Source organism: Oceanicaulis sp. (assembly GCF_051859625.1).
In the GTDB taxonomy this organism is placed as follows: domain Bacteria; phylum Pseudomonadota; class Alphaproteobacteria; order Caulobacterales; family Maricaulaceae; genus Oceanicaulis.
In genome coordinates, this window is the sequence record NZ_JBHYFH010000001.1 from 1130680 (window position 1) to 1150529 (window position 19850).

General features: G+C 63.8%; 23 protein-coding genes. 9 read left to right on the plus strand and 14 right to left on the minus strand.

What is annotated here, in order from left to right; translation table 11 throughout:
• Window positions 1-44 precede the first annotated feature (44 nt).
• The 3 genes from ACTIGF_RS05395 to ACTIGF_RS05405 form a co-directional block, all read right to left on the minus strand.
• On the minus strand, window positions 45-1247 hold the full coding sequence (locus ACTIGF_RS05395) for an alkaline phosphatase D family protein (protein WP_439635887.1): 1203 nt from the start codon (window positions 1245-1247) through the stop codon (window positions 45-47).
• Window positions 1248-1347: 100 nt separating this feature from the next.
• Window positions 1348-1740 (minus strand): DUF2306 domain-containing protein, encoded by a 393-nt coding sequence (locus tag ACTIGF_RS05400; RefSeq protein ID WP_439635888.1) that lies wholly within the window; start codon window positions 1738-1740, stop codon window positions 1348-1350.
• Window positions 1737-2207, minus strand: a complete 471-nt coding sequence (locus ACTIGF_RS05405; protein ID WP_439635889.1) for a DUF2141 domain-containing protein — start codon at window positions 2205-2207, stop codon at window positions 1737-1739. The genes ACTIGF_RS05400 and ACTIGF_RS05405 overlap by 4 nt, the downstream gene beginning before the upstream one ends.
• A 184-nt stretch (window positions 2208-2391) precedes the next feature.
• On the opposite strand from ACTIGF_RS05405, the gene ACTIGF_RS05410 reads away from it, so the two are divergent.
• Window positions 2392-3144 carry a LytTR family transcriptional regulator DNA-binding domain-containing protein gene (locus ACTIGF_RS05410; protein ID WP_439635890.1) on the plus strand — a complete coding sequence of 251 codons (753 nt, stop codon included), beginning with the start codon at window positions 2392-2394 and terminating at the stop codon, window positions 3142-3144.
• Here the strand turns inward: ACTIGF_RS05410 and ACTIGF_RS05415 are convergent.
• Window positions 3111-3764, minus strand: a complete 654-nt coding sequence (locus ACTIGF_RS05415) for a DUF2306 domain-containing protein (RefSeq protein ID WP_439635891.1) — start codon at window positions 3762-3764, stop codon at window positions 3111-3113. The genes ACTIGF_RS05410 and ACTIGF_RS05415 overlap by 34 nt on opposite strands.
• A gap of 173 nt (window positions 3765-3937) precedes the next feature.
• Here ACTIGF_RS05415 and ACTIGF_RS05420 point away from each other — a divergent pair, with 173 nt between their 5' ends.
• Window positions 3938-4732: a LytTR family DNA-binding domain-containing protein gene (locus ACTIGF_RS05420; RefSeq protein WP_439635892.1), complete on the plus strand. Its 795-nt coding sequence runs from the start codon at window positions 3938-3940 to the stop codon at window positions 4730-4732.
• 38 nt (window positions 4733-4770) lie between these two features.
• Here the strand turns inward: ACTIGF_RS05420 and ACTIGF_RS05425 are convergent, their stop codons facing one another.
• Complete coding sequence (locus ACTIGF_RS05425) at window positions 4771-5382, minus strand: peroxiredoxin family protein (RefSeq protein ID WP_439635893.1); 612 nt, start codon at window positions 5380-5382, stop codon at window positions 4771-4773.
• Between the two features lie 214 nt (window positions 5383-5596).
• Between ACTIGF_RS05425 and ACTIGF_RS05430 the strand changes: the two genes are divergently transcribed.
• A complete protein-coding gene (locus ACTIGF_RS05430; RefSeq protein WP_439635894.1) occupies window positions 5597-6097 on the plus strand; it encodes a TspO/MBR family protein in 501 nt (166 codons plus the stop codon).
• Here the strand turns inward: ACTIGF_RS05430 and ACTIGF_RS05435 are convergent.
• Window positions 6087-6305 (minus strand): hypothetical protein, encoded by a 219-nt coding sequence (locus ACTIGF_RS05435; RefSeq protein ID WP_439635895.1) that lies wholly within the window; start codon window positions 6303-6305, stop codon window positions 6087-6089. The two genes, ACTIGF_RS05430 and ACTIGF_RS05435, sit on opposite strands and share 11 nt — an antisense overlap.
• A gap of 325 nt (window positions 6306-6630) precedes the next feature.
• On the opposite strand from ACTIGF_RS05435, the gene ACTIGF_RS05440 reads away from it, so the two are divergent.
• Complete coding sequence (locus ACTIGF_RS05440; RefSeq protein ID WP_107712163.1) at window positions 6631-6843, plus strand: cold-shock protein; 213 nt, start codon at window positions 6631-6633, stop codon at window positions 6841-6843.
• 79 nt (window positions 6844-6922) lie between these two features.
• Here ACTIGF_RS05440 and ACTIGF_RS05445 read toward each other — a convergent pair whose 3' ends face one another.
• Entirely contained in the window at window positions 6923-8056 is a 1134-nt protein-coding gene (locus ACTIGF_RS05445) for a serine hydrolase domain-containing protein (protein WP_439635896.1), read from the minus strand.
• Between the two features lie 52 nt (window positions 8057-8108).
• Entirely contained in the window at window positions 8109-9683 is a 1575-nt protein-coding gene (locus ACTIGF_RS05450) for a PfkB family carbohydrate kinase (RefSeq protein ID WP_439635897.1), read from the minus strand.
• 24 nt (window positions 9684-9707) lie between these two features.
• Between ACTIGF_RS05450 and ACTIGF_RS05455 the strand changes: the two genes are divergently transcribed.
• From ACTIGF_RS05455 to ACTIGF_RS05465, 3 genes are all read left to right on the plus strand, one after another.
• The gene (locus ACTIGF_RS05455) at window positions 9708-10595 is read left to right on the plus strand and encodes an HpcH/HpaI aldolase/citrate lyase family protein (protein ID WP_439635898.1); all 888 of its coding nucleotides are present in this window, start codon (window positions 9708-9710) and stop codon (window positions 10593-10595) included.
• Between the two features lie 11 nt (window positions 10596-10606).
• Entirely contained in the window at window positions 10607-10948 is a 342-nt protein-coding gene (gene arsC / locus ACTIGF_RS05460; protein WP_439635899.1) for an arsenate reductase (glutaredoxin), read from the plus strand.
• Window positions 10949-11026: 78 nt separating this feature from the next.
• The gene (locus tag ACTIGF_RS05465; RefSeq protein WP_439635900.1) at window positions 11027-12772 is read left to right on the plus strand and encodes an ATP-binding protein; all 1746 of its coding nucleotides are present in this window, start codon (window positions 11027-11029) and stop codon (window positions 12770-12772) included.
• Here ACTIGF_RS05465 and ACTIGF_RS05470 read toward each other — a convergent pair.
• Window positions 12769-13305, minus strand: a complete 537-nt coding sequence (locus tag ACTIGF_RS05470; RefSeq protein WP_439635901.1) for an NUDIX domain-containing protein — start codon at window positions 13303-13305, stop codon at window positions 12769-12771. The two genes, ACTIGF_RS05465 and ACTIGF_RS05470, sit on opposite strands and share 4 nt — an antisense overlap.
• Window positions 13306-13423: 118 nt before the next feature.
• Between ACTIGF_RS05470 and ACTIGF_RS05475 the strand changes: the two genes are divergently transcribed.
• A complete protein-coding gene (locus ACTIGF_RS05475; RefSeq protein ID WP_439635902.1) occupies window positions 13424-13987 on the plus strand; it encodes a MarR family winged helix-turn-helix transcriptional regulator in 564 nt (187 codons plus the stop codon).
• Window positions 13988-14010: 23 nt separating this feature from the next.
• Here the strand turns inward: ACTIGF_RS05475 and ACTIGF_RS05480 are convergent, their stop codons facing one another.
• From ACTIGF_RS05480 to ccmA, 5 genes are all read right to left on the minus strand, one after another.
• Entirely contained in the window at window positions 14011-14571 is a 561-nt protein-coding gene (locus tag ACTIGF_RS05480) for a DsbE family thiol:disulfide interchange protein (protein WP_439635903.1), read from the minus strand.
• Window positions 14568-14780 (minus strand): heme exporter protein CcmD, encoded by a 213-nt coding sequence (gene ccmD / locus ACTIGF_RS05485; protein WP_439635904.1) that lies wholly within the window; start codon window positions 14778-14780, stop codon window positions 14568-14570. The genes ACTIGF_RS05480 and ccmD overlap by 4 nt, the downstream gene beginning before the upstream one ends.
• Complete coding sequence (locus ACTIGF_RS05490) at window positions 14777-15520, minus strand: heme ABC transporter permease (protein WP_439635905.1); 744 nt, start codon at window positions 15518-15520, stop codon at window positions 14777-14779. Before ACTIGF_RS05490 ends, ccmD begins: the two co-directional genes overlap by 4 nt.
• Window positions 15521-15586: 66 nt before the next feature.
• The gene (locus ACTIGF_RS05495; RefSeq protein ID WP_439635906.1) at window positions 15587-16255 is read right to left on the minus strand and encodes a heme exporter protein CcmB; all 669 of its coding nucleotides are present in this window, start codon (window positions 16253-16255) and stop codon (window positions 15587-15589) included.
• Window positions 16252-16881 carry a heme ABC exporter ATP-binding protein CcmA gene (ccmA, locus tag ACTIGF_RS05500; protein WP_439635907.1) on the minus strand — a complete coding sequence of 210 codons (630 nt, stop codon included), beginning with the start codon at window positions 16879-16881 and terminating at the stop codon, window positions 16252-16254. Before ccmA ends, ACTIGF_RS05495 begins: the two co-directional genes overlap by 4 nt.
• A 281-nt stretch (window positions 16882-17162) precedes the next feature.
• On the opposite strand from ccmA, the gene acnA reads away from it, so the two are divergent.
• Window positions 17163-19841: an aconitate hydratase AcnA gene (gene acnA / locus ACTIGF_RS05505; protein ID WP_439635908.1), complete on the plus strand. Its 2679-nt coding sequence runs from the start codon at window positions 17163-17165 to the stop codon at window positions 19839-19841.
• Window positions 19842-19850 lie beyond the last annotated feature (9 nt).

The following is a 19850-nucleotide window of genomic DNA, read 5'->3' on the forward strand; positions in this document are numbered from 1 at the left end:
CGGGCTTCGCTGTCTCAGGCAGGCGTGACCGTCAGGACACGGTGTCAGTCCGCCCCGATTTCGTCGAGGCGGATGCGTTGCTCGCGCACGGGATCGCCGTCCATGTCCCTGATCTGCAGGCTGAGCTGGCCCGCATCCCAGTCAATGCCGACGACGCCGTAATTGGCCGGGGCGTACATATCCCCCAGACGATTGGGGCCGGGTTCATTATTCTCGTCAGCATAGGACATGTTCAACGCCGAGGAGGTGATCTCGTAGAGCGGATAGCTCGCGACATTGTCGCGGCGGTACAGCCCGGCGGAGTGCCGGTCGCCAGAGACGAACACCACGCCTTGCGCGCCCGTGTCATTGATCAGACGGAACAGACGATCGCGCTCCATCGGCATGGTGCGCCACGCTTCCCAGCCATGCCCGTCCGCCAGAACCTGAATGGACGACACGATCAGGCGCAGATCCGCCGGTTCGCGCAACTGATCCGCCAGCCAGGCCCATTGCGCGGCGCCCAGCATGTCCTGATCCGGATTATCGCTGGGAACATAGCGTTCACGCCCCACCGCGCCTCGTTCATCGGTCGGTGTGAGTTCGGAGCGGAAATAGCGCGTGTCGAGCAAGATGATCTGCACGCGCTGACCGTCCGGGCCATAGACATGGGAGTCGTAAATCCCCTCGCGCTGGCGGCGCGGATCGGTCTCCGCCGCGCGCCAGAAATCCAGGAACAGCTGTTCGGCGAACCCTTTGAACGGGAAATCACGGCCCATATCGTTCATGCCGTAATCATGATCGTCCCAGGTGGCGAGCATGGGCAGCGCCGAGCGAAGCAGGCGGAACTCCGGGCGGGCGGCGAGCGCGGCGTAGTTCTCGCGCAGCTCTGGCAGATCAGCGTTATAGGACCGCGCATCGCCATACACATTGTCGCCCACATACATGAACAGGTCGTGGGGCTCGTCAGCGATGGTCGTCAGGATCGGGATCTCTCGTTGAGCGGTGTTGCACGATCCAAACGCGATGGAGCTGAGAACCGCATCCTGCCCGGGCAAGGCCGGACCTTCAGGCGCGACCGGAACCGCATAGTCAAGCTGGGCGTAATACGGCGCCAACGCTTGCACCGGCGTACGCGGGGCGTCGGTGGAGACAAGGTTGGGCTGGGCCACAGGCTCTGTGACGTCCGCCGGCACAGGTTCGGAACAGGCGCTCAGCGCGGCGAGGCTGAACCCGGCTGCTGCAAGTTTGAGCCATGGCATCGTCATCAGAACCCCCTGAAATAGCCCTCCGGCCAAGCCCGGATTTCATGGCTTCAGGTGTAGCGCGGCCTTGCGTCAGGTCAATGACAGGCCGCGCATTCAGCCCTCATCCGCCGAACACCACGGCATGCATCAGGCGTCCTGGAATGAGCGTGAACAGACCTGGCGTGATCAAAGCTGCGAAAAACAAGACATAAGCGGAGGTGCGATGACGTTTCACCTTCCCGCTTCGCGCCAGGCAACTGAGCCAGACGACGCCGACAAGCGTGACCGGGATCAGAAGGTGGATCCAGCTGAACTGTCCTTCATGGGTGCGGATGAAATAGGCCGTCCCTGCGACCAGCACCATCAAGCCGACCCAGACATAGCCCAGACTGCGGTGCGGGATCGTACCCTTGGGGGCGGCGAACTGCACGACGCCCAGACCCAGCGCGCTGAGCGCCGCAATGGCGTGTATCTGGATATGGAGGGGTGCTTGCAAGAAGGCGTCGATATTCATCCCCGCGCTCCGTGCAAGGTGATCGTCAGTTCCTGGGTTTCGCCGGGGCTCAACTCAAACACGGCTTCATCCCAGTTCGCACCGCGAAACTTGGGGCGCGGATTATTGGAGAAGCCATAGCGTTCTGACGGAATGCCCATGAAGTTGGTGTCAAAGTCGTTATTGCCGTTAGCGTCGTGAAAGACCTGGATCGCGACCGCGCCCGATGACAGCTCAGCGAGTCGCACACGCGCCACGCCGTCGTCCACGTCCGCCCAGCCTTGCGCCGACTCGATCTGTTCGTCCCAATCGTCTTCCGAGGCGTAAAGCCCGACCCAGACTCGCCCCTCATTGGTGCGCAGTCCGTCAATCGTGATCTCAAGCTCGGCGGCGGCCACGGCGTCCTGGCTTTCCGCCACAGGCATGAAGGCCAAAGCGAACAGCGCGGCGCTCGCGAGAGCAGCGGCTTTGAAGGAACGGTCTTGCATGTCGTCATCTCCCGGTGTCTGGCGACCCGCTTTCCACCCCTCTGGCGGCGCGGGATCGCCGAAACACCTCTGCCCGCCACATTCAGGAGAGAAAAGCGGCTCTGCGCGATCGGACTGGACCTGTACGTGAGTTGCGGCCAACCTGCCGTTCACGCTTCGCGAACGGGGGATGCAGACCAGCACGATGAGGCAAACCCTCCTGACACTGGCCCGCAATTGCGCTCGACCTGTCGGAATGGTGCTGGGAATCGGCACGTTCCTGGCGGTTCTGGGGCCGTTCGGCAGCTACACGTTCGGCTGGCCGATGGTGTGGCTCTACTGGACCGGGTTCATCGCGCTGGGCGGCCTGATCGGATACGCCGTCGGACATTTCATGCCCGTATGGCTGCCCCAGGCCCCCAAATGGCTCGTCTATGTGGCGAGCGCGACCGTGGTCTCGATTCCGATCACAGCGGCCGTGTCCTGGGTCAATGTCATGGCCAGCGACCAGGGCGCTCCTGTGAATGTCGTGTTTGTCTATGGCCTGGTGCTGGTGATCTCGGGCTTCACAACCGCCGTCGTCTATGTGGTCGACCGTTTGACCGAGGACGCAGCGGGCGAAGGCGCCCGTCCCCCACAGGCGGGCGCCGCGTTGATCGACAAGCTCCCCGTCAAACTCAAGACCGCCCGGATCTGCTCGATGAGCGCAGAGGATCATTATCTGCGCGTCCGCACAGACCGGGGCGAGGCCCTGATCCTCATGCGCCTGTCGGACGCCGTCGCCGCCTGTGACGGACTGGACGGCGCACGGACCCACAGGTCGTGGTGGGTCGCAAGAGACGCCGTTGAAGACATCAGGAAAAGCGATGGCCGGGGCGTTCTGGTCCTCAAGGACGGCGTTGAAGCCCCGGTCAGCCGCACCTATTACCCCGCTCTCAGGGACGCCGGCTGGTTCTGAGCGCCACGGGAGGGGTTGCGCAGCAGCAACCACAGCTCGGCGACAATCAGATTGGGGATCCAGGCGCTAAAGGCCAGGATCGGATAGAACTCGGCGAAATCCAGTCCCGCCGCTGTGCCCAGCCCCAGCTGGATGCGCAGGGTCACGGCGGAAAAGGTCATCGCATAACTGCGGATCATCCAGCGGCGATGCGCGGCGTACTGCCCGGTGACCACGCAGCTCAGCCCCCGCGCCGTGCACAGCGTCCAGACGATGGCGGCCAGCGCAAAGCCGACTCCGGCCACGACCCCGTTTGTAGTGCCGGTCGCCAGGACGAACCCCGCCAGCGCCGACACCAGACACGCCGTCACATAGATCATGCCCATGGCGCGATGAACGCCCGGCGCCCTGGACCGGAGGCTTTGCATGAACTGAAGCGGGCCGATCAACAGCGCCACCGCCCCCAGACCGGCGTGCAGGGGCAAGCCGTATGCGCCCCACCGGTTGGCCAGGATGTTATCAGGCAAGCCGGGCATATCAGGAAACACGTAGAGCGAGGCGTAGGCTGCGACCGGCAAGGTCAGCACCGCCATGATCACATGGCTGGTGCGGCTCAGGGCTGATGACGATAAAGTTGACATGGCGACCTCCGCGGAATGAACGAGTTGGAGTTCAATCGCGGTCGGCGCGCCCCGACCAGACGCCGTTTCGCCAGCCGTCCTGCGGCTACGTCACTGGCGCCGCCCGCACCATTGGCGATGCGCGAACGGCGCCGGAATTGACACCGTGCGACCGGATGCGGATAGAGTTCGGCATGACCGAGATGGCTTCGCCCATACGCATGCTCAACGCCCAAGGGTATCAGATCGTTGTCGATCTGGGCGTCATGGCGCTGGCCGGGCTGTTCCTGGCGTTGGTCGGCCCGTTCGCCACCATTCAGGAAAGTCTGCCCTTGAGGCTGGTGTACTGGATCGGGGTGATGGTCGCCGGCGGCGGATTGCTGGCACTGGCCGAACGGCTCTTCTCTCATCTCCTGCCGCATATGGCGCTCTGGCGGCGGGCGCTGGCGACGGCGGCGGTGATCACCGCGCCTCAAACCGGCGTCGTCATCGCAGCGGAAGTGCTGGTGTTCAACAACCCTGTCTCCCTTTTGTTGTACGTACGCCTGTTGCCCGCCGTTCTCATCATCAGCATAGCAGCGCTCAGCGTCATGTTGCTTACCCGGACAGCCTTGTCGCGCCCCGCGTCCGCTGACAGTCCCGCATCGGAGCTGGAGCCGGAAGAGACGGAACCTGACCTGTTGGCGCAGCACCTGCCGGCCCAGCTACGCGACGCCGACATTGTCGCTCTCCAGGCGGAAGACCATTATGTGCGGATCCACACCGACGCCGGGTCCCATTTGGTGCTGATGCGCTTTGCGGATGCGATCGTGCTGGCGGAAACCACAAGACCGGGACATCGCCTGCACAGATCCTGGTGGGCGCCCGCCGACGCGATATCCGCGGTCGCTTATTCGCGCGGGTCCGGGCAGGCGGAGCTGAAAGGCGGGATCACCGCCCCGGTCAGCCGCAGCTCCTATCCCGCTTTGCGCGAAGCGGGCTGGTTCTAGCGCCTGAAAGTCAGGCAAACCGGTTCAACGGACAAGCGCTAGCGCGACTGTACAGCCGCCAGGACATCTTCGGCGGAAATCCGCGTGGCGTAGCCGCGCTGGTCGCCCAGCCCCGCCTCATGCCAGAACTTGGCGACCACGACGCCGTCGCGATCAATGACGAACGTGATCGGATAAGGCACGCCATACGCCAGATGATCGGGATCATCATAAATCGGATCGCGGACGCCAAAGGCGTCGATGGTCCGGCTTTCCGGATCAGACAACAAGGCCATGCTCAGGCCGCGGCGCTCAGCCACCTGGCCCAGTGTCTCCGCCGCGTCATAGGTCAGCACCGCCACCGGCCAGCCCGCGTCTGCGAACGCCTCTGCGTGGGGTTCGAGCTCCAGGGTTTGCCGCAGGCAGATCGGGCACCAGTCCAGGGAACGGTTGAAATAGACCACCATCCCCTGTTCCCCCATCAGGCTTTCGAGAGTGCGAGGCGCACCAGCCGCATCCGTCACATCCAGAGCAGGCGCGACTTGCCCGACCTCGGGACCGAAGCGGCTCGCAGCGTCGGCCGCTGTCTCGAGCGCGCCTTGCGCATGGGCGGACGCGCCGATGGGGGCGAGACTGAAGACCGCCAGGATGACGAGGAACGTGCGCAACATAACGAATATCCTTGGAGCAGCGCCTGCCTGCAGGCTGCAAAGCGTGACAATGACCGTTTGAGGCGAACCGGGAAAGCGCTGGCCGCCCGAAAAGCCGCCCGCTCAAGCGATTGTGACCCGGAAACCCGCCTCGAAAGGGGTGCTCTGGTCGGATGCGCAAACCGTGTTAATGTCCACTCAAGGCCTGAAGAGCCTGGCGTAGAGGAGTCGATTCGTGGCGACGAACATCTTCCGCAAAACCCGTCCCGCTCTTGGACGCCTGGCCCTTTATCTATTCACTTTTGTCGGCGCTGCTCTGGCGTTGAACGCGTGGATTTTTTCCGGTCCCGGCATTTTATGGTCGCGCACGCTGGACAATCCCGACTGGGCGCCCTCGGGCGCGGTGATCGGCGCAGTCTGGGTGGGATTGTTCACCCTGATGGCGATCGCGGCGTGGTGCATCGACCGCTATGGCGATGACCGCCACAAGGATCTCGCCCGGACAGGCGTCATCGCCCAGTATCTGGTCTGCATGGGCTGGACCTGGGGGTATTTCGGCCTGCAGAACGTCGCCAACGGGTTTTACGTCACCGTGGCCGCACTCATTTTGTCCTTGCCGGTGACGGCTCTGGCCTTTCGCGCCTCGCGCCTCGCGGGCGTTCTGATGGTTCCGCTTGTCGGCTGGCTGATCTTCGCCCTGGCGCTCTCATGGAGCACCTGGCGGCTTAACGTCTGAACCCGCGCCAGACCGTCACGCCAAACACGCCCAGAACGAGAATGCCGGCGCCGAACTCGAGCAGGCTGACGCCCCATATCAAAGGCTCCACCAATGGCGCGAGCCCGGACAGGGCGCGCGCGACCGCCCCTGTGATGCGCTCGCCATGAAAGCCCGCCCCGACAGCCACAAAGACCAACAGCGCCGCGCCAAAGCCCGACACGCGCATCAATCCGCCCGGATCCACGCCGCCAGAACGGGGCTCGCGGGACTTTGCGCTTATGAATCTTCGGGTTCGGCGACTCACGTGTCAGGCCTCTTGAACTTGCGCGCGCACGCCTAGGCTTTGCTTGTCGAGTATAGAATTTTCAGGCATAGTATTCCTTGCACGAGCGGCTTGAACAAGGCCCGGTGAAGAGTATGGAAGACCCGAGCGCCTAACGCCTCTGCCTTTGCCTTCCCCGACCGCAATCCGCATGCCGTGCGCGGGACGCCGTGCACACATCCTATTGGCGTGGGACGCTGCGCGGACTGACGGGAAAGGACTTCTACCCATGACTACGGGTACCGTTAAATTCTTTAACACGGAAAAGGGTTTCGGCTTCATCACGCCCGATGAAGGCGACAAGGATGTGTTCGTGCACATCACCGCTGTGAAAGACGCCGGCCTGGAAGATCTGCGTGACGGCCAACGCATTGAGTTCGAAACCGAACCGGATCGCCGCGGCAAAGGCCCAAAAGCCGTAAACCTCAAGGCGATGGACTAGACATCCTCAATATGCCTGCTCTGAAGCGCCGCGCGAAGCTATCGCGCGGCGCTTTCTGTTTCAGAGTCCGCCATTGCGCTCAAAGACAGCGATACGAGGCCTCGATCAGCGCCTTGGCGCGCGCGTCGCCCACCAGCACATCCATCTGCCGGTTCATCACATAGGCGCCCGACACGCCGCGCTCGGGATCCGCGAACCCGCAAGACCCGCCAAAGCCGTAATGGCCTACCGCCTTCGGTTCCGGGCCAAAGGCTTCGGAGTCGCGGTTGATCATCACGCCGGCCGCAAACGCCAGGTCAAAGGGCAGGACCCGATCGGGGCCATGCACGCGTTCTTTCAGCGCGTCCGCTATGACCTCAGCGGACACAAACGCCTCGTCATCCAGACGTCCTTGCGTCGCGAAAGGCGCCATCAGTCGGGCGATGGCGTTCGCCGTGCCATGTCCGTTCGCCGCCGGCAGCTCCGCCGAGCGCCAGGTCGCCGTGCCCCGCCGGCCAGGCGAGGACCAGGGCTTGAGAAAGGCCGCCGCCTTCTCAGGCGTCATGGAGCCCAGATGCGGCGGGCGCGGAGGCAGAACATGCTCCGCCGCGCGATCATGCTCGCTTTCCGGCACGCCAATGTGAAAATCAATGCCGCGCGGACCGCAGATCTCGTCACGCAGAATCGCGCCGACCGTACGGCGTTTGGCGTCGGCGCGGCGCACCACGGCGTCTGCGATGACGCCATAGCTGATCGGGTGATAGCCCGAGCCCTCTCCCAGCGGCCACATGGGCGCCATGGCGGCGAACCGGTCTTCCATCAGATCGCGGTCAAACCAGTCAGACGGCTCCATCTCGTCAGGATAGCCAGACAGTCCCGCCTGGTGCGACAAGGCCTGCGCCAGGGTCACGGCGTCTTTGCCCGCTTGCGCAAACTCGGGCCAGACATCCGCGATGGGCGCGTCATAGTCGAGCCGACCGTTATCCACCAGCCAGGCGACGACCAGCGCTGTCACAGCCTTGCCGGTCGAAAAGACCGGCGCAATCGTCTGCTCCGTCCACGGACGGCTCGCCTTGCGGTCCGCATGACCGGCGTGAATATCAACGAGAACCTCACCGTTCCGGATCAGGGTAAAGGCTGCGCCCAGCTCTTCGCGGTCCGTGAAGTTTTGCTCAAATGCCTCGGCCACCGGCTCGAAACCGGGTGCGAGATGTCCCTGGATATCAATGCTCATGGCTTTTCAGGTACAGGGCCGCGCCTGGGGTTTCAAGCACCATCGAGCGCGATCAGGCATGAAGCGCCATGAGCAAGCCTTGCCCATCTTCCGGCGGGTCTTCAGGCAGACGCAACGCCTCCCCGCCCGCAATACGCATCGCGGTCACGACACACAGCCCGGCGTCAACGAGGTCGTCGGGCGCGCACAGCCCGGCCTTGAAAGGATGGGGCTCGAACAGCGCTTCAGGCAGCCCCTGCGCGACCAGCAGCGCCAGACGCTCTTCACGGCCCTCTCGGGTTTTCTTGCGATGCACAGCCGGCTCGCCGGAAAGCTCGGCGAATGTCAGCTCCGGATGGGTTTCAAACACCACCCCGCGTGACAGGTCCGGGGTCATGACGTCATCAATCTCACGGATCTTCGCAAACAGATGATAGGCCTGTTTGGACAGGCCCGGCCCGCCCGCAGCGCGATTGAGCTGATTGGCGTGTTCATAATCTGACGCCGACAGGGCGATGCGCAGGGGCGACGGGAAGATACTGCTGCGCCGCGGTCCCAGACGCTGTCGCGCCAGACGCTCACACGCGCGCCCCGGCGGGTCCGAGGGCGCCGCTTCAAACCCGATGGGCATATCCACCGCAATGACTTGCGCGCCCCAGTCATAAGCGTCCCGGAATTGCTCGAAGACCGCCCGCCGCGGCGCCTCGATCCCGTTCAGATCGACCATCACCGCCGCCCAGCCCGCCTTGCAGCCGTCCAGTCCCATCACCCAGGCGGGTCTCTGCGCCCCGACCCGGCGTAGCGCCGGAGCGCGCAATGGCGTCTGGAGGGTTTGGGCAGTCAGCAACAGGTCGCGCGCATCGCCCGCCAATCGCGTTTCGTCCAGAACATGGGAGATCCGCGCCATGCCCCGCGCCGCCGCGTCCCGCCAGCGAGCGCCCGACAAACGCTCCACCAGCGCGCTGGCGGCGAACACGTCACCGGTTCCATACGGCGCGGGATCAATACGGGGCATGTACGCGCTGAAGGCGTCATCCGGGGTGACGCAGATCACCGAGACTTCATTCAGCGCGGCGGGCGCAGACGTGCACAACACCACAGGCGCCAGACCGCGCGCCGCCTTGACAGCGTCTTCAGACGTCTTGATCTCAGACCGGCTGAGCCAGGCGAGTTCAAACCTGTTGGGCGTGATGACGCTGGCGAGCGGGATCAGTTCATCGCGTATGGCGCGGGCGGTTTCAGCGCTCACATACAGCCCGTCATCACCGCCATCCGCCGCCCCGTCTCCAATGATCGGATCCACCATCACCAGACACTCAGGGCGTTGGGCGCGCGTTTCAGCGATCAGGCCCGCAGCCAGCCGGACCTGGTCTGGATTGTGAAAATAGCCCGTGAAGATCGCGTCCGCCCGGTCAAGCACGCCATTGGCCTTCACCCCGTCCAGCGTGGAGGCCATCAGATCGGTCGGCGCCGGCCCGCCCCCCGGAGCCCCCAGCCCCGGATGCCGCCCCAGAACCACGGTCGGGACAAAAACCGGTCGGATCGAGGCCGCGTTAAGCACCTGATTGGTGACCCGACCGCCGACCTGGCTGGACGCCACAAGCGAACTGATCACCAGAACGGAGGTCTGAGGTGTGGTGTTGGACATGAGCCTTATGTAAGCCTTTCCGCCATGACAGACGATTCCTCACATGCAAACGCGAACGCCCGCCTGTTCCGCTCGGTCCTGTTCGTGCCCGGCGACAAGCCGCGCGCGCTGGACAAGGCGCAAGATCTGGGCGCGGACGCCCTGATCATCGACCTGGAAGACGCGGTCGCGCCCGAACGCAAACCTGAAGCCCGGCGCAATGCACTGGACGCGCTGGTTCGATACAAACGCCATCATCTGTTCACGGTGTTAAGGATCGCCGAACCCGGATCGCCTGATCTGGCGGCGGACATTCCAATCGCAGCGCAGAGCAAGCCGGATGCGGTCCTGATCGCCAAGCTTGAAGACCCCGAACAGCTGAGCGCGGTGCGCAAACGCCTTGATGACGCCGGGTATGACGGTCCGCTCTGGGCGATGATCGAAACGCCGCGCGGCGTCTTCAATGTCGAGGCGATCGCCCGTCAGGCGCCGCTCAACCGGCTTGAAGCGCTGGTGGCCGGCGCCAATGATCTGGCGGAGGGTTTGCGTCTGCCCGAGGGGGAGATGCGACGCAATACGCTGCAGCCCCATCTGGCGCGGCTCGTGCTGGCCGCGCGCGCCATGGGGCTGGTTGTGCTTGATGCGGTCTTCAACGCCTATGCCGATGAGGCCGGGCTTGAGGCCGAAGCGCGCCAGGGCCGACAGCTTGGCTTTGACGGCAAGACTTTGATTCATCCCGCCCAGATCTATCCTGTCCATAAAGCCTACGCTCCGAGCGCGGCTGAACTGGACTGGGCGCGAAGCGTCGTTGACGCGTTCGAAGACCCCGCCAACGCGAACAAGGGCGCCGTGCCGCTCAAGGGACGGATGGTGGAGTATATGCATTTGCGCACCGCCCAAGCCCTGCTGGCCGCTGCGCTGACCGACGAATAAGGAACGATCACATGGAATACTGGCACAATCCGCGCTGCTCGAAATCACGCGAAGCCCTGGCGCTGCTTGAACAGCATGGCTACCGCCCGACGATTCGCGAATACCTCAAGGACACGCCCAGCGCTGACGAAATCGCCTCCGTTGTCTCAAAGTTGCGCCTGACCAGCGCCCGCGACCTGATGCGCACCAAGGACGCGCTCTATAAAGAGCTCGGGCTGAAAGACGTCAGCGATGAAGACCAGCTGATCAAGGCCATGGCCGACAATCCCAAGCTGATCGAGCGGCCGGTTCTGATCCATGACTCGCGCGCTGCGCTGGGGCGCCCGGTTGAACAGATTTTGGATGCAGTCTGAACCCTGAGCGTCATGACGTCTCACCATATCGAAACGCTTTAAAATCCAGATTGGCCACATCACGCTTTCGGAGCTCGCATGCCGCAGTCTGCCGCCACTCTGGACGCCTATCGGACCGTAGCGCTAAGTCGCGCGAAAGAGCTGCCGACCCGAATCGGCCTGTCTTTGCTGGGCTCGGGGGTTCTGTATCTGGGCGGCATGCCGCGCTTCGCCCTGATCTACGCCATTCTCTCCCTGACCTCTCAACTGATTGACCGCTGGATCTTCTCCCGCTTCTTCTCGGCCTCGCGGACAAGACCTGTCTCCAGGGGCGAGATGCTCGCTGCGAACCTGTCCATGCTGCAGGCCACGACGATCTATTCGCTGATCAGCATCGGGTTATGGAATTCCTGGGGCGCGACCGGCGAGGCGGTCGCGCTGTTATTCCTGTGCGGCGCGCTTTTTCATATCGCCGTTCATTCCAATCAGGATATGGCGCTGACCCTGTCGGGCGGGCTTCCCCACGCCGCTTATCTGATCAGTTTGCCGGTATTGGCGATGTTCGGCCCGGACGGCCCGCATATGGAGTACGGCCTGGTGCTGATCGCGGGCCTGCTGTTCCTGATGCATTTCATCGTGGCCGCACGCCGGTTCGGCGACGCCAGCCTTCGTATTCGCGTCGCGCAACAGAAGGCCGAGCTCGCCAATGCGGCGAAGACACGCTTCCTGGCCAATATGAGCCATGAAATCCGCACGCCTCTCAATGGGGTGATGGGGATGGCGCAGCTTCTGGAACACACTGGCCTGACGGCAAAGCAGCATGATTATGTCCGCACGCTGAACTCATCGGGAAACGCCCTGCGCGGGCTCATCGACGATGTGCTCGACATTTCCCGCATCGAGGCGGGCGAGCTGGCGCTTGAAAACGCTCCATATGCGCCGTCCGACCTGTTGCATGCTGCGGCTGACACCATCAGCGGTCAGGCGGCCCAGAAGGGCCTCGCCCTGGAGCTCGATGTCGCGCCCGCCCTGCAAACCCTGGCCATGGGCGATGCGACCCGGATTTTGCAGATTCTGACAAACTTCGCCGGCAACGCCGTCAAGTTCACCGAAACCGGCGTCATCGCGATCAGCGGCCGCATGATCAAGCCCGGCTGGATGGAGCTGAGCGTCTCCGACACCGGACCCGGTATCGCGCCAAAAGCCGTCACAAGCATTTTCGAACGCTTCCACCAGGTCGATGACAGTCCAGGCCGGCGGCATGAGGGAACCGGGCTCGGCCTGACTATCGCGCAGGAAATTGCGAATTTGGCGGGCGGTGAAATCGGCGTCGAGAGCGAGCTGGGCGCCGGCAGCCGGTTCTGGGTGCGTCTCCCCCATACCGCGGCCAAGCCTGGCGCGGTCCAGGCGCTCACCGCCTCCCCGTCACACTCCAAAGCTCAGTCACCAGAACGCGCTCATGCGCTCACCGCCCTGGTCGTCGAGAACAACACCATCAACCGCAAACTGCTCACCGAATATCTGGAAGGCGCAGGCTGGTCGGTCCTCCAGGCCGTCAACGCCGAGCATGCGCTGGAAATCCTCGACCTCTCCCTTCAGGATCCGGATGTCCTCTTGCTCGATCTGCACATGCCTGGAATGTCGGGTGAAGATCTACTGACGCATTTGCGCGACACCTATCCCAAGACGCCGGTCGTCATCGTCACGGCTGACGCCACAAACGGCACGTCTGAACGCATGCGCGCGAAGGGCGCTTTTGGCTATTTCGCAAAGCCGGTCAATCTGACCGAGTTGGGCGAAACGCTGGACCGGATCACAGCGCCTGGAGAAACCGGAGCGACCTAATCAGGGCGCATGTCCGGCGTCTGGGTTCGCATGGAGGGCGGCAGCGCGCGTCCATGCCCGGCCTGATAATCATCCAGCGCCCATTTGACGCTGGGGAAAGCCAGTTCGCTCAGCGGCAAGCGATCCCATTCAAACAAGGCCACTTCTTCACTTTCAGGGCCGGCGGCGATATCCGGCGCCGCAAAACGCGCCCGGAAGAAAATTTGCACCTGTGAGATGCGCGGCACGGAATAAATGCCCAGAACGCCATCAAGCTCCAATGAAGCGCAGGCCTCTTCGCGCGCTTCGCGCAGGGCCGCCTGCTCCACGCTTTCCCCTTCCTCCATATAGCCGGCGGGCAGGGTCCAGTATCCCGACCGCGGCTCGATCGCACGGCGGCACATCAGGACGCGTCCATCCGCATGGGTCGCGACGACGCCGGCGACAATCTTGGGGTTCACGTAGTCGATGAAGCCGCAAGTCCGGCAAATCCGGCGTTCACGATCCTCACCCTCGGGTGTGGCATGATGGAAATCAGGCTCTTGCGCGTCCATGTCAAAACCCTTGCAGCATTAGATTTTATTGAGGTCATTCCGTATCAAGAAGGACTTGTTATTGAAACGTCGCTAAACCGGGGTATGGTTGCTTTGTTCCGTCGCCGGAGGGTGAAATATGGCTGACGCACTGGATTTCGACCTCAATATCTCGCCCGGTCATCTGATGCACCGCGCGCAGCAATTTGCTGCGGAGCAGTTTTCAGAAGCAACGGGCGGCGTACAGATCACACAACGTCAGTTCGCCGTGCTCTGCGCGGTGCATGACGCGGAAGGTCTGACCCAGACCCAACTTGTCCAGGCGACCGGGATCGACCGCTCCACCCTCGCGGAGCTGGTTTCACGCATGGCCGCCAAAGGGCTTCTGGTGCGCGAAAAGGCGCCCGGCGATGCGCGCGCCAATTCCGTGCGGTTCACGGATGAAGGGCGCCAGCTGCACGCCACCGTCATCGCCGGGGCGAGAGCCGCAGATGACGCCATCCTGACGGCTTTGCCCAAAAACAAGCGCGCCAGCTTTGTTGAAGCGCTCAACCGCATCGCCCGCGCGTCCGAGCTGGGCGCTGAAGCCGCGCGGGAAGAGGCCAAGAAGGCCAAGCTCGCCGAGAAGGCCGCCAAGGCCAAGTCCAAGGGCGGCGACAAGAAGAAAAAGAAGAAGAAGAAAAAAGCCGCCGCCGCCGAGTAAGCCTCAGCCAGCCGTTCTGCGGCTTACTGAGCGTCTGTCCAGCTGATCGGCTGTCCGCCCGCCTCGGCCCAGGGCCCGGCGAAGCGTTGTATCCAGACAATATCGGTCACCGCCCCACGCCAGCGCGCCCGAATAACGCCATCTGCATCCACGATGAAGGTTTCAGGCGGGCCCGTGACGCCCAGCTCAAACCCTGCGCGGCCGTCTCGGTCCGCCGCCAGTCCGGCGAACGGATCGCCCAGCTGGTTCAGAAACCGGGCGGCGTCCGCCTCTTCATCCTTGTAGATAATCCCATAAATCGGAACGCCCTGATCTGACAGGTATTCAAAATACGGATGCTCGATGCGGCACGGCGGACACCAGGACGCCCAGACGTTCAGAAGATAAGGCCCCTCATCAATGGCGCCGGGAACAAATCCGGCTTCTGTAAAGCTGACCGCCTCCAGCGGCAGATCCAGATCACTGACGCGCTGACCGATGATCGGATCGCCGCCGCCCTCGCTGGGACGAAGCAGCGCGATCGCGAACAGGGTCAGAAGCAGCCCCACCCCGATCACCGGGAACCAGGTCATCAGGTTTTTCATGCCGCATCCTCATCCGATACCGTTGCAGCCGGCGCCCCGGCGGCCGACGCCTCCAGCGCTTCAAGGCGTCTCAGACGCGCTGCCGCAGCGCGGCGACGCGCGATCGTCATCCAGACCAGCGCGATGCTGCCCAGAAAGCTCAGTCCATACGACACCCAGACGTATACGGCGTATCCGTCCATGGCGAAGAATTCGGCGAGCGCGTTCATAGCTCCGCCTCCAGTTCCAGACGCCGCTCGCGACGGCGCTCCAGCGCATCGGCGCGGCGCTCCATCAACATGGCGCGCATCTGGGTGAGCACGAGGGCGAGATACAGAATGGTGAAGGCCAGCGCCATGATCGCCAGCGGCCAGAGCTGAGCGGGGTCGATCGTCGGCCCGTCAAAGCGGAACACGCTCGCGCCCTGGTGCAGCGTGTTCCACCAATCCACCGAGAACTTGATGATCGGCAGGTTGATCAGGCCCGCCATGGCGAGGATCGCGCCCGCGCGGGCCGAGAGCTTCTCGTCTTCAATCGCGGCGCGCAACGCCATATACCCCAGATACAGCAAGAACAGCACGAGCATCGAGGTCAGGCGCGCATCCCAGACCCACCAGGCGCCCCACATGGGTCGGCCCCAAAGCGCGCCTGTGGCCAGACAGATGAAGGCGAATACTGCGCCCGCCGGCGCGATGGCGCGGGCGGCGAGATCGGCCAGGTTATGGCGCCAGATGAAATAGATGAAGCTCGCCCCGCCCAGCCCCGCATAGGCGAACATGGCGAGCCAGGCGGCCGGCACGTGCACATACATGATCCGCACGGTGTCAGACTGCTGGTAGTCGCCTGGAGAGAAATACAGCGCCCAGGGCAGACCGATGACGAACAGGATCGCAGCAATCCCCCAGCACCAGGGAAGGACAGCGCGCGCGAGACGGTCAAACCGTTCAGGATTGGCGAAATAGCTCCACATGATCCGATCACCTAGCCGGGCCGGCCCGGTCGGGCAAGCCGATGCGGCGCTGGGCCGCAAGCATTATCATTCCAGACGGGCTTTCAGCGCCGCCGCCGCGCCAAACGGCGCCAGCGCCAGAGCGGCGAGCGAACCCGCCAGCGCCATCATGAGATTGGGGCCTTCAAGCCCCGTCCCGTCCATCGCCGCCCGGCCCGCGCCCGACGCGAACACCAAGAGCGGCACCTGCAGAGGCGCCGCGATCAGCGCGATCAGCAGTCCGGCGCGCTTCAGCCCCGCCGCCAGAGCCCCCGCAAAGGCGGCGATGAAGGCCAGGCCCGGCGCGGCGAAAGCCAGCCCCAGCGCCAGCACGAAGGCTGAAGAGACGTCGAGCCCATAGGCGAGCCCTCCAATGAAAGCGAGCAACGGCGTGGTCCAGAACACCGCCAGAATGAACGCCAAGGTTTTCATGAAGACCGCGAGCGCCAACCCGACCGGCGAGAGCGCATAAAGCTCCAGCGTGCCGTCAGAGGCGTCCTCGCTGAAAATCCGTTCGGCAGGCTGAAGGGTGGCGAGCAAAGCTGCGAAGGCGATGACGCCCGGCCCCGCTGCGCGCAAGGTCTCGGCATCCGGTCCAATCGCCAGCGGCGCCAACGCCAGAGCGGCGAGATTGAACGCCGCCGGCCCCGCCGGCCCGCCGCCGCCCGCAAAAGCGAGACGCAATTCGCGCGCAAAGATCGCTCCCATCGCGCTCATCCCACGCCCGCCCCGGTCTGCGTGGGGGCGGTGCGCAAATCCTGCACCCGGGCGCCCGCCCAGCCCAGGTCCACATGGGTGGCGGCGATCACGACCCCGCCGGCCTGACAATGGGTTTTGACCAGAGCCGCCAACCGTTCGCGGGACCGCGCATCCAACGGCGCCGCCGGTTCATCCAGCAACCAGACGGGGCGGTTTGACAGCGCGATCCGCGCCAGCGCCGTGCGCCGCTTTTGCCCCGCCGACAGCGTGCCGCAGGTGCGCCGCGCCAGATGCGCCAGCGCCATTTGCACCATGACGGCGTCAAGCTGGCTGGCGTCGCCGCCATATAGCCCCGCCCAGAACGCAAGCGCTTGCTCGACGGTTTCAGAAGGCTTGAGCGCATCGGCATGGCCCAGAAAGGCGACCGACTGAGGGTCGAGCCCGATTTCGCCGCTCACCGGCCGCACCAGTCCGCCCAGCGCGCGCAAGAGCGTGGTCTTGCCCGACCCGTTCGGGCCCAGCAGCACCAGCGCCTCGCCCGGCTCGACCGTGAGCGAAAACCCGGTCAGCACGGTTTTCCCTCCGCGCTCAAGGCGCAGATCAGAAACGGTAATGCGTGCAGGGGCCGCGGCGGTGGAACTCATGAGGAGAGACTTAGCCGCACTTCGCCCATGGGTCCAAGGCTGAGATGTCGCAGCTCATCACACACGTCTCACCACCGTGTTTCCAGCCCGTCGCAAATTGAGAATGCGTTGCGATAAAGGAGATTGACGCGTCTCCGACATTCGCCCGCATTGCAGCGCAGCGCAGACAGTATTAAAACCCGCGCGAAACCCTTTCCGTCATGTGATCGCGCATGACACTCCGCCCGGCCCGCCCGCACCCTCTCACTCGCGGCGGCCCGGCCCGACAACGAGGACCAAACATGGCTTCATTGGACAGCTTCAAGTGCCGTCGCGAAATGACGGTCGCAGGCAAGACCTACACCTATTTCGATCTGAAAGAGGCCGAGAAGAACGGCCTCGACGGCGCCTCCAAGCTGCCCTACACGCTGAAGGTCCTCTTGGAAAACCTTCTGCGTTTTGAAGACGGTCGCACCGTCACCAAGGAAGACATCCAAGCCGTCGCTGCGTGGACAAAGACCGGCAAGTCCAGCCATGAGATCGCCTACCGCCCGGCCCGCGTGCTGATGCAGGACTTCACCGGCGTTCCGGCTGTTGTGGATCTCGCCGCCATGCGCGACGCCACCACCTCTCTGGGCGGCGACCCGAAATCGGTGAACCCGCTGGTGCCTGTCGACCTCGTCATCGACCACTCGGTGATGGTGGATTATTTCGGCCATGGCGACAGTTTCGAGAAAAACGTCGAGCGTGAATACGAGCGCAATGGCGAACGCTATGAGTTCCTGAAATGGGGCTCCAGCGCGTTTGACAATTTCCGCGTCGTCCCGCCGGGCACCGGCATCTGCCACCAGGTGAACCTTGAAAACCTGGCCCAGACGGTCTGGACCAAGGATGAAGACGGCGTCACCTACGCCTATCCCGACACGCTGGTCGGCACCGACAGCCACACCACCATGGTCAACGGCCTGGCCGTTCTCGGCTGGGGCGTGGGCGGCATCGAGGCCGAAGCCGCCATGCTGGGCCAGCCGATCTCCATGCTGATCCCCGAAGTCGTCGGCTTCAAGCTGACCGGCAAGCTGCCGGAAGGCGCGACCGCCACCGACCTGGTGCTGACCGTCGTGGAAATGCTCCGCAAAAAAGGCGTGGTCGGCAAGTTCGTGGAATTCTTCGGCGCCGGCATCGACACCCTGTCTCTGGAAGACGCTGCGACCATCGCCAACATGGCGCCCGAATATGGCGCGACCTGCGGCTTCTTCCCGGTCGACAACGAGGCGCTGGACTATCTGCGCGCCACTGGCCGCGACGAAGACCGCGTTCAGCTGGTCGAAGCCTATTCCAAAGCTCAAGGCATGTTCCGCCCCGAGCGCAAGGACGACCCGGTCTACACCGATACGCTGGAGCTCGATCTTTCCACCGTCGTGCCGTCGCTGGCCGGTCCGAAACGCCCGCAGGACCGTGTGGCGCTCGACGTCGCGGCTGACGCCTTCGCCAATGTCCTCAAGGACGAGTTCAAGAAGGCTGATGAAGCCGCCAAGCGCGTCACTGTCGAAGGTGAAGACTTCTCCATCGGTCATGGCGATGTGGTGATCGCTGCGATCACCTCGTGCACCAACACGTCCAACCCGTCCGTGATGCTGGGCGCCGGCCTTGTGGCGCGCAATGCCCTGAAGAAGGGCCTGAAGGTCAAGCCGTGGGTGAAAACCTCGCTGGCGCCGGGCTCCCAGGTCGTCACCGACTATCTGGAAAAAGCCAACCTCCAGGACGATCTGGACGCGCTGGGCTTTAACCTGGTGGGCTATGGCTGCACCACCTGCATCGGCAATTCCGGCCCGCTGCCGGCGCCGATCTCCAAAGCCATCAAGGACGGCGATCTGGTCGCGACCTCCGTGCTGTCGGGCAACCGCAACTTTGAAGGCCGGGTGAGCCCGGATGTCCGCGCCAACTATCTGGCCAGCCCGCCGCTGGTGGTCGCCTACGCCATCGCCGGCACCATGAACATCAATGTGGCGACCGATCCGCTGGGCGAAGACGCCGACGGCAATCCGGTCTACCTCAAGGACATCTGGCCGACCTCCGCCGAGATCGCCGAAGTGGTGCGCTCTGCGGTGACGCCGGACATGTTCGCCAAGCGCTATGCCGACGTCTTCAAGGGCGACGCCATGTGGCAGGGCATCGAGACGTCTGGCGGCCTGACCTATGACTGGCCGGAATCCACTTACGTGGCCAACCCGCCCTTCTTCACCGGCATGACCACCGAAGTGACCCCGCCGAAAGACATCGACGGCGCCCGCATTCTGGGCCTGTTCGGCGACTCGATCACCACCGACCACATTTCCCCGGCCGGCTCGATCAAGGCGGACAGCCCGGCAGGTCTCTACCTGCAGGAAAAAGGCGTCGAACCGCGCGAGTTTAACTCCTATGGCGCGCGCCGCGGCAATCACGATGTGATGATGCGCGGCACCTTCGCCAATATCCGCATCAAGAACCAGATGGTTCCCGGCGTGGAAGGCGGCGTCACCAAGCTGCAGCCGTCCGGCGAGGAAATGCCGATCTATGACGCAGCCATGAAGTACGCCGAGGCGGACACCCCGCTCGTCGTCTTCGGCGGCAAGGAATACGGCACCGGTTCGTCGCGCGACTGGGCGGCCAAAGGCACCCGCCTTCTGGGCGTCAAGGCCGTGATCTGCGAGAGCTTCGAGCGCATCCACCGCTCCAACCTCGTCGGCATGGGCGTGGTTCCGCTTCAGTTCCAGAACGGCGAAAGCTGGTCCTCGCTGGGCCTGACCGGCAAGGAGACCATCTCGTTGAAGGGCATTGAAGGCATCAAGCCGCGCAGCAAGGTGACCCTCGAGATCACGTTTGAAGACGGGTCGAAGAAGTCCACCGAGCTGCTGGCCCGGATCGATACCGAGAACGAGCTCGATTACGTCAACAATGGCGGCATCCTGCACTACGTCCTGCGCCAGCGCGCCATGGCGTAAGCGATCTTA

Excerpts from the sequence above, each read along its gene's own strand:
- ACTIGF_RS05420 (WP_439635892.1), top strand. The coding sequence starts at position 3,938 with ATGACCGAGATGGCTTCGCCCATACGCATGCTCAACGCCCAAGGGTAT.
- ACTIGF_RS05470 (WP_439635901.1), bottom strand. The coding sequence starts at position 13,305 with ATGGACGCGCAAGAGCCTGATTTCCATCATGCCACACCCGAGGGTGAG.
- ACTIGF_RS05435 (WP_439635895.1), bottom strand. The coding sequence starts at position 6,305 with ATGCGCGTGTCGGGCTTTGGCGCGGCGCTGTTGGTCTTTGTGGCTGTC.
- ACTIGF_RS05455 (WP_439635898.1), top strand. The coding sequence starts at position 9,708 with ATGACAGACGATTCCTCACATGCAAACGCGAACGCCCGCCTGTTCCGC.
- ACTIGF_RS05440 (WP_107712163.1), top strand. The coding sequence starts at position 6,631 with ATGACTACGGGTACCGTTAAATTCTTTAACACGGAAAAGGGTTTCGGC.
- ACTIGF_RS05445 (WP_439635896.1), bottom strand. The coding sequence starts at position 8,056 with ATGAGCATTGATATCCAGGGACATCTCGCACCCGGTTTCGAGCCGGTG.
- ccmD (WP_439635904.1), bottom strand. The coding sequence starts at position 14,780 with ATGAACGCGCTCGCCGAATTCTTCGCCATGGACGGATACGCCGTATAC.
- ACTIGF_RS05450 (WP_439635897.1), bottom strand. The coding sequence starts at position 9,683 with ATGTCCAACACCACACCTCAGACCTCCGTTCTGGTGATCAGTTCGCTT.
- ACTIGF_RS05495 (WP_439635906.1), bottom strand. The coding sequence starts at position 16,255 with ATGAGCGCGATGGGAGCGATCTTTGCGCGCGAATTGCGTCTCGCTTTT.
- ccmA (WP_439635907.1), bottom strand. The coding sequence starts at position 16,881 with ATGAGTTCCACCGCCGCGGCCCCTGCACGCATTACCGTTTCTGATCTG.
- ACTIGF_RS05465 (WP_439635900.1), top strand. The coding sequence starts at position 11,027 with ATGCCGCAGTCTGCCGCCACTCTGGACGCCTATCGGACCGTAGCGCTA.
- arsC (WP_439635899.1), top strand. The coding sequence starts at position 10,607 with ATGGAATACTGGCACAATCCGCGCTGCTCGAAATCACGCGAAGCCCTG.
- acnA (WP_439635908.1), top strand. The coding sequence starts at position 17,163 with ATGGCTTCATTGGACAGCTTCAAGTGCCGTCGCGAAATGACGGTCGCA.
- ACTIGF_RS05480 (WP_439635903.1), bottom strand. The coding sequence starts at position 14,571 with ATGAAAAACCTGATGACCTGGTTCCCGGTGATCGGGGTGGGGCTGCTT.
- ACTIGF_RS05425 (WP_439635893.1), bottom strand. The coding sequence starts at position 5,382 with ATGTTGCGCACGTTCCTCGTCATCCTGGCGGTCTTCAGTCTCGCCCCC.
- ACTIGF_RS05490 (WP_439635905.1), bottom strand. The coding sequence starts at position 15,520 with ATGTGGAGCTATTTCGCCAATCCTGAACGGTTTGACCGTCTCGCGCGC.
- ACTIGF_RS05405 (WP_439635889.1), bottom strand. The coding sequence starts at position 2,207 with ATGCAAGACCGTTCCTTCAAAGCCGCTGCTCTCGCGAGCGCCGCGCTG.
- ACTIGF_RS05410 (WP_439635890.1), top strand. The coding sequence starts at position 2,392 with ATGAGGCAAACCCTCCTGACACTGGCCCGCAATTGCGCTCGACCTGTC.
- ACTIGF_RS05415 (WP_439635891.1), bottom strand. The coding sequence starts at position 3,764 with ATGTCAACTTTATCGTCATCAGCCCTGAGCCGCACCAGCCATGTGATC.
- ACTIGF_RS05400 (WP_439635888.1), bottom strand. The coding sequence starts at position 1,740 with ATGAATATCGACGCCTTCTTGCAAGCACCCCTCCATATCCAGATACAC.
- ACTIGF_RS05475 (WP_439635902.1), top strand. The coding sequence starts at position 13,424 with ATGGCTGACGCACTGGATTTCGACCTCAATATCTCGCCCGGTCATCTG.
- ACTIGF_RS05395 (WP_439635887.1), bottom strand. The coding sequence starts at position 1,247 with ATGACGATGCCATGGCTCAAACTTGCAGCAGCCGGGTTCAGCCTCGCC.